This window comes from Mesorhizobium sp. M1A.F.Ca.IN.020.03.2.1, assembly GCF_004023205.1.
Lineage (GTDB): Bacteria > Pseudomonadota > Alphaproteobacteria > Rhizobiales > Rhizobiaceae > Mesorhizobium.
Map to the genome: position 1 here is coordinate 1 of NZ_RZSV01000299.1, position 5,627 is coordinate 5,627.

Below are 5,627 nucleotides of genomic sequence, written 5' to 3' on the forward strand. Positions count from 1 at the left end.
ATCCTGAAGGCGGCCTGGATTTTGGAAAAGTTGGTTGTGCGGCAGCCCAAAACCGCTATTTTCGCCGACCCTTCGCGACCCCCCTTCCCTCGGCAGGCGCCCGCCGCTAGCCAGGCAAACCGTGAGAAAAACACCGCGTGATCAGGATTTCCATCGATGCCATGGGCGGGGATCACGGACCAGGCGTCGTCATCCCCGCGCTGATGACGGTTGCCATCCGCCGCCCTGACATCCGTTTCGTCATCTATGGCCGCGAGGACGCTGTGCGTCCCGAACTGGCCAAGTTTCCCAAGCTCGCCGAGGTGAGCGAGTTCGTCCATTGCGAGATCGCTGTCAGGATGGACGACAAACCGAGCCAGGCGCTGCGCCACGGCCGCTGGAAATCGTCGATGTGGAAAGCGGTCGAGGCGGTGAAGAACGGCGCCGCGCAGGCCTGCATCTCGGCCGGCAACACCGGCGCGTTGATGGCGATGTCGAAATTCTGCCTGCGCACCATGGCCACCATCGACCGCCCGGCGATCGCGGCGCTTTGGCCGACGACGCGCGGCGAGAGCGTGGTGCTCGATGTCGGCGCCACCATCGGCGCGGATGCGCATCAGCTCGTCGATTTCGCCATCTTGGGCACCGGAATGGCGCGCTCGGTGTTCGGTATCGAGCGGCCGAGCGTCGGCCTGCTCAATGTCGGCGTCGAGGAGATCAAGGGCCAGGAGGAGGTCAAGGAGGCCGGGCGCATGCTGCGCGAGGCCAACATGGCCTCGATGAACTATCGCGGCTTCGTCGAGGGCGACGACATCGGCAAGGGAACGGTCGACGTGGTCGTCACCGAGGGCTTTGCCGGCAACATCGCGCTCAAGACCGCCGAGGGCACCGCAAGGCAGATCGCCGGCTATTTGCGGGCCGCCATGAGCCGCACGCTGATGGCCAGGATCGGCTACGTCTTTGCCAAAGGTGCCTTCGACCGGCTGCGCGAAAAGATGGATGTCGGCCGCTCCAATGGCGGCGTCTTTCTGGGCCTGAACGGCATTGTGGTGAAGAGCCATGGCGGTGCCGATTCGGATGGCTTTGCCGCGGCGATCGAGCTCGGCTACGACATGGTGCGCAACAATCTGCTTGACCGGATCGAGGCCGATCTCGATCTGTTCCATGCGCGCAATCCGACTGCCCAGGCAAACAGGAAATCCGGCGTCGCCGTCGAGGCCGAGGAATAGGAACGAACCTTGATCAGATCAGTTGTGCGCGGCAACGGTGCCGCGCTGCCCCGCCGCATCATGAAGAATGCCGATTTCGAAGGCATGGTCGAGACCTCCGACGAGTGGATCGTCCAGCGCACCGGCATTCGCCAGCGCCACGTCGCGGCCGATGACGAGACGACGGCCTCGCTGGGCGAGGCGGCGGCGCGCGCCGCGCTCGACAGCGCCGGCCTGACGCCAGCGGATATCGACCTGATCGTGCTGGCGACCTCGACGCCTAATAACACGTTCCCGGCGACGGCTGTCGAAATCCAGAACCGCCTCGGCATGCATCACGGCTTTGCCTTCGACATGCAGGCCGTGTGTTCCGGCTTCGTCTATGCGGTCGCCACCGCCGATCTCTATATCCGCGGCGGGCTGGCAAAACGCGTCCTGGTGATCGGCTCCGAAACCTTCTCGCGCATCCTAGACTGGAGCGACCGCTCGACCTGCGTGCTGTTTGGCGATGGCGCCGGCGCCGTGGTGCTCGAAGCGGCGAAAGGGGCTGGCAACATCGCCGATCGCGGCGTGCTGGCCGCCAGCCTGCGTTCGGATGGCGTCCACAAGGAAAAACTCTTCGTCGACGGCGGCCCGTCCACCACGGGAACGGTCGGCCATCTCAGGATGGAAGGCCGCGAGGTCTTCAAGCACGCGGTCGGCATGATCACCGACGTTATCGAGGCCACTTTCGCCGAGGCCGGCATCACGGCGGAAGACCTCGACTGGTTCGTGCCGCATCAGGCCAATAAACGGATCATTGACGCTTCCGCCAAGAAGCTCGGGATAGCCGAAGAGAAAGTCGTGGTCACCGTCGATTTGCACGGTAATACCTCGGCTGCCTCCGTGCCGCTCGCTTTGTCGGTGGCCGTCGCCGACGGCCGCATCAAGAAGGGCGACCTTGTTCTGCTTGAGGCGATGGGCGGGGGTTTTACCTGGGGCGCGGTGTTGCTGCGCTGGTAAGTGCCGAACGCGGGGGTTCGGTCCTTGACCTTGCCGGATCAATTACTTAGGCTCTGCCGCTGCCTGTATCGATTTATGTTTTTGAGCTGATGGGACGGTCGCATGGGGGGAAAGACACTGACGCGTGCCGACCTAGCCGAAGCCGTTTACCGCAAGGTTGGTTTGTCGCGAACTGAATCGGCCGAGCTGGTCGAGGCCGTCCTGGATGAGATTTGCGAAGCCATCGTTCGCGGCGAGACGGTGAAGCTGTCTTCCTTCGCGACTTTCCATGTCCGCTCCAAGAATGAGCGCATCGGCCGCAATCCCAAAACCGGCGAAGAAGTGCCGATCCTGCCGCGCCGCGTGATGACCTTCAAATCCTCGAACGTGCTGAAGAACCGCATCTTGCGTTCGCACCAGAACAGCAAGGCCAAGGGCGTCAAGTAACCCTCGAATGCCGGTTGAAAACCGCGGCCCCTTTGACGCCGGGCTTGAATATCGCTTCATAAACCGCTGAAATAAGGTGCGATTCGGATCAACTCCGGATTGCGGTCCAGCGTGAGGATTCGCCCATGGACAAGAGCCCCGATGCTTTCCGTACCATCAGCGAGGTTGCGGAAGATCTCGACCTGCCGCAGCACGTGCTGCGTTTCTGGGAAACCCGTTTCAACCAGATCAAGCCGATGAAGCGTGGTGGCGGCCGCCGTTACTACCGGCCGCAGGATGTCGAACTGATCAAGGGCATCCGGCACATGCTTTATGATCAGGGCTATACGATCAAAGGCGTGCAGAAGCTGTTGCGCGAGAACGGCAACCATTTCCTGGTCGCGATCGGCAATGGCGACATGGCAGCCGTCGAGGCGATCGCGCAGCGCCGCCAGGCCGAGCAAGTGCCGCTGACCGCGGCTGCCCAGCCGCGCGGCGACGAGGATGCGCTGGTCGGTCAGCCCAAGGTGAAGCCCAGCCGCCGTTTCTTCGGCCTTGGCAAGGGAGACGACGAAGGTCCCGTGCAGCCGGACTCCTCGAAATTGTCGCGCGACAACCGGGCCTTGCTGCAGGAGGCGCTCTTCGACCTTCTGGAGTGCAAGCGCCTGCTCGACCAGGTGCGTTGAGCTTCGGGGGCCGCTCCCGCGGCTTGGACGGCCGGCGTCCCTGACAGCCGGAACTGCTGTCGCATCCATGCGTTAGCCCTTCTCTGCAAGAGAAGGACATCAGGCATGGCGTGGTTTTCGACCCTTTCCGATCTCGATCTGGACAGGCAGGTCGCGGCGCTCTCGCGTCAACTTGACGATGTCAGGAAAGCCTTGGCCAAACGCGGCGACACCTATTACGAGGACGGCCGCGAGGCGGCGTCCGATTATTATTCGCAGCTCGCCGACCGCTTTCACGAGGCGCTGCCGGCAATCAGGCGCCGGGGCAGGGCGCTCGAGCACACCGCGCGCGAGCATCCGGCCACCGTGGCCGCCGTCGGACTGGTCGTGGTCGGCCTGCTTGCCGGCCTTCTGATCAGCCGGCGCTGACTCCGGGCTGCAAAACAGAAATGGCGACCGTTCGCGCCGGCCGCCATTCCGTCAGCACGAGAGCCCAACCGGATGAAATCGGGATGGAGTGGGCTCCGGCTTCGATCAGTTCGCGAGCTTGATCCGGCTCTTAGGATCGACCTTCATGACCTGGCTGCATTTGCCGTAGACGGTGCCGTTCTTATCGGTGGCGTCGGTGTAGGTGCCCTTACAGTCGAGCTGCAGCACCAGACAGGAGCCCGAGCCTTTGCAGACCGCGCCGCCGTCGCCTGTCGGATGCGTGCCGGCAAAGGCCGGCGCGGAAACCGAGCCGAAAGCCGAGACGACGAAGGCGGCGGCGAGCGAGATACGCTTGAAGTTGGTCATTTGAGCATTTCCTTCCATTGGTTGCTGGGAGCGCTTTCTGGCGTCCCGGTCGGGTTGAGGAACGCCTTCGTGGCGTCCATGACCGCTTGGTGCGGCCTCCAATGGAAAGGTTCATGGCCCGCGCGATTTTTGTCGCCTGGCGAGCATTGCTGTGAAGGTGTCAGGGTTCAGCGTTTACCGTAGGTGCCGGATCTGCCAGCAGCGCTAAGCGCTCGTTGGGCAGTGGCGGCTTGATGCGGCAAGAGGTCGGGACCGCTTGACAAGCGATCGAACCCGGCTGCGCGCTAATCAGGGGACAGCGGGTGCTCGAAGGAGAGGCTTGTCCCACGAAGCGAAAAATTCCGATGGGAAGACTTGCGCGACCAATACAATGAAGGCCTGTCTTCCCATCGGCAGGTGGGAAGGATCAGGCCTTCTTCTCAACCACCTTCTTATGGTGGTGATGATGGTGGTGGTGATGATGATGATGGTGCCGGCGATGATGCTTGTGATGGTGGTGCTTTACCACCGGGGCCGCATCGGCGCTGGTCGTGCCGAGGATCGGCATGGTGAATGCCAGGGCCAGAGCCAGCCCGAGCGCGGAGAGGAGGGACTTCTTCATGATTTCGTTTCCTTTTACGCGGGCGTTCCGGAGTTCACCGGACCAAATCGGTGACCCAAGCCCCGCGATCGGCACTATCCTCCTGGATTTTTTCGACACTTTTTCCGGACTGTAGATTTTTGTTTCTGGATTGTTTCTGGCGAACCACGATCGCGCCGCGCGCCCTTACGGGCGCGCATGGACGGCTCGACATCATGCTTTTCGAGCCTGATGCGTCAGCTGCGCGCCTCACATCGGCGGCGCCACGCCATGATTGCCGACCACCACCCGGCGCGAAACGAGCTTGCCGCCGCTGCCGCGCTCGGCGCTGACGAACACGGTCATGCCTGGCTTGAGATCCGCAGGCGCAGCGGGCGCGAATTTGACGATCGGCGTCGATTGCGGGATGGCGATCTCTTTCTTCTGGCCATTGCTGTAGGTCAGCGTCACGGTCCTGCCGTTGACCTCGGTCACGTCGGCGACAGTGCCGTTGGTCATTCGGCTGTTGGGCTGCAAATCCCAATCGCGGTCGCCTTCTCCGGTTCCCTTTAACGCCGCCGGGAAGATCACGACTTCCAGCGCGCCGCTGCCGCCGTCGGCCTTGGACACCGATGCGATGCCGAGGAAATCGCCCTGTTTGATATCGGCGGCCGACGCCTTGGCGACACCGGAGATCATCCAGTCGGGGGAAAGGGTGATCGTATCGGTCTTGCCGTCGCGGGCTTTCACCTTCAGCGTCGTACCGGCGAGGTCGACCACCGTGCCGCGCAAGCGCACGGTGTCCGCCTGAGCGGCGCCCGCAAAGCCTGAGATCATGCCGAGTACGATAGCGAATAGCTTCAGTTTCATGGAATCCGATCCTCTTCAAAGGGGCTGGCGTCGCCCGCCTTCCGGCAAGCGACGAGAGCTAACGAATCGGAGTGGGCAAAATGCCGGCGGGTGCGGCCTTCGGCGCTTCAAAAGATCTTGATTGGGCTTCGCGCCACCTTACAT

At 62.8% G+C, this 5,627-nt stretch carries 8 protein-coding genes; 5 read left to right on the forward strand and 3 right to left on the reverse strand.

All coding sequences use genetic code 11. The annotated features are described in order from the left end of the window. The first annotated feature begins 137 nt into the window (after positions 1 to 137). From plsX to EOA79_RS28855, 5 genes are all read left to right on the forward strand, one after another. Entirely contained in the window at positions 138 to 1,208 is a 1,071-nt protein-coding gene (gene plsX / locus EOA79_RS28835) for a phosphate acyltransferase PlsX (RefSeq protein ID WP_067000757.1), read from the forward strand. A 9-nt stretch (positions 1,209 to 1,217) separates the two neighbouring features. Continuing rightward, the gene (locus EOA79_RS28840; RefSeq protein ID WP_095778646.1) at positions 1,218 to 2,189 is read left to right on the forward strand and encodes a beta-ketoacyl-ACP synthase III; all 972 of its coding nucleotides are present in this window, start codon (positions 1,218 to 1,220) and stop codon (positions 2,187 to 2,189) included. A 102-nt stretch (positions 2,190 to 2,291) separates the two neighbouring features. Continuing rightward, positions 2,292 to 2,615 carry an integration host factor subunit alpha gene (locus EOA79_RS28845; protein ID WP_067000778.1) on the forward strand — a complete coding sequence of 108 codons (324 nt, stop codon included), beginning with the start codon at positions 2,292 to 2,294 and terminating at the stop codon, positions 2,613 to 2,615. Positions 2,616 to 2,740: 125 nt separating this feature from the next. Further along, positions 2,741 to 3,280 (forward strand): MerR family transcriptional regulator, encoded by a 540-nt coding sequence (locus EOA79_RS28850; RefSeq protein WP_067000781.1) that lies wholly within the window; start codon positions 2,741 to 2,743, stop codon positions 3,278 to 3,280. Positions 3,281 to 3,385: 105 nt separating this feature from the next. Beyond that, the gene (locus tag EOA79_RS28855) at positions 3,386 to 3,688 is read left to right on the forward strand and encodes a DUF883 family protein (RefSeq protein WP_095778647.1); all 303 of its coding nucleotides are present in this window, start codon (positions 3,386 to 3,388) and stop codon (positions 3,686 to 3,688) included. A gap of 105 nt (positions 3,689 to 3,793) precedes the next feature. Here EOA79_RS28855 and EOA79_RS28860 read toward each other — a convergent pair whose 3' ends face one another. From EOA79_RS28860 to EOA79_RS28870, 3 genes are all read right to left on the reverse strand, one after another. Further along, the gene (locus EOA79_RS28860; protein ID WP_067000787.1) at positions 3,794 to 4,054 is read right to left on the reverse strand and encodes a hypothetical protein; all 261 of its coding nucleotides are present in this window, start codon (positions 4,052 to 4,054) and stop codon (positions 3,794 to 3,796) included. A 406-nt stretch (positions 4,055 to 4,460) separates the two neighbouring features. Next, positions 4,461 to 4,655: a hypothetical protein gene (locus EOA79_RS28865; RefSeq protein ID WP_127246941.1), complete on the reverse strand. Its 195-nt coding sequence runs from the start codon at positions 4,653 to 4,655 to the stop codon at positions 4,461 to 4,463. Between the two features lie 228 nt (positions 4,656 to 4,883). Next, the gene (locus EOA79_RS28870; protein WP_067330070.1) at positions 4,884 to 5,483 is read right to left on the reverse strand and encodes a hypothetical protein; all 600 of its coding nucleotides are present in this window, start codon (positions 5,481 to 5,483) and stop codon (positions 4,884 to 4,886) included. Positions 5,484 to 5,627 lie beyond the last annotated feature (144 nt).